Annotated in this window: 1 protein-coding gene; it reads right to left on the bottom strand. The window is 62.3% G+C overall.

Translation table 11 applies throughout. The features are described from left to right. A partial coding sequence (gene recA, locus ESZ60_RS20615) for a recombinase RecA (protein WP_134682501.1) occupies positions 1-1031 on the bottom strand: 1031 nt, incomplete at its 3' end. Positions 1032-1107: the final 76 nt, after the last annotated feature.

The raw sequence follows: 1107 nt of genomic DNA, 5'->3' as shown, positions 1-1107 counted from the left end.
CCAAAATCGAGGCCGTGGCTCGCGCGGATGCGATCCTCGATCGCATGGGAGATTTCGGGATTGTCGCGCAGGAATTGCTTGGCATTCTCGCGGCCCTGACCGATGCGCTCGTCGCCATAGGAATACCAGCTGCCCGATTTCTCGACCACCCCGGCCTTGATGCCAAGATCGATCAGCTCGCCGACCTTCGAGATCCCCTCGCCATACATGATGTCGAATTCCACCTGCCGGAAGGGCGGCGCGACCTTGTTCTTGACCACCTTGACCCGGGTCGCGTTGCCGACCACCTCGTCGCGGTCCTTGATCGAGCCGGTGCGGCGGATGTCGAGACGCACCGAGGCATAGAATTTCAGCGCATTGCCGCCGGTCGTGGTTTCCGGATTGCCGAACATCACGCCGATCTTCATCCGGATCTGGTTGATGAAGATCACCATGCAATTGCTGCGCCCGATGCTGGCGGTCAGCTTGCGCATCGCCTGGCTCATCAGACGGGCCTGGCTGCCCATCTGCATGTCGCCCATATCGCCCTCGATCTCGGATTTGGGCGTGAGCGCCGCGACGGAGTCGACCACCACCAGGCTGACCGCGCCCGAGCGCACCAGCGTATCGACGATCTCGAGCGCCTGCTCGCCGGTATCGGGCTGGCTGATCAGCAGCTCATCGAGATTGACGCCAAGCTTCTTGGCATATTGCGGATCCAGCGCATGCTCGGCATCGACAAAGGCGCAGACCCCGCCCTTTTTCTGCTCTTCGGCGACGACATGCAGGGTCAGGGTGGTCTTGCCCGAGCTTTCCGGGCCAAAGATCTCGATGATGCGGCCCTTGGGCAGCCCGCCGATCCCCAGGGCGATGTCGAGCCCCAGCGAGCCGGTCGAGGTCGCCTCGATCTCGGCCACCGGATTGTCGCTGCCGAGTTTCATGATCGAGCCCTTGCCGAATTGGCGCTCGATCTGGGCCAGGGCGCTGTCGAGCGCCTTTTGCCTGTCTGCCGTCTTCTTGTCGCTCATGTCGAAAAGTGTCGCCCCTGCCACGCTGTCCTCATGTTTGTTTCACACTCTGCCCGGCCGGGCAATCAGCGCGCCGGTGTTCACGAGTTGTTCCAATCTG

It is taken from the genome of Paracoccus ravus (assembly GCF_004522175.1).
In the GTDB taxonomy this organism is placed as follows: Bacteria; Pseudomonadota; Alphaproteobacteria; order Rhodobacterales; family Rhodobacteraceae; genus Paracoccus; species Paracoccus ravus.
This window is presented reverse-complemented; position numbering and strand designations above follow the sequence as displayed.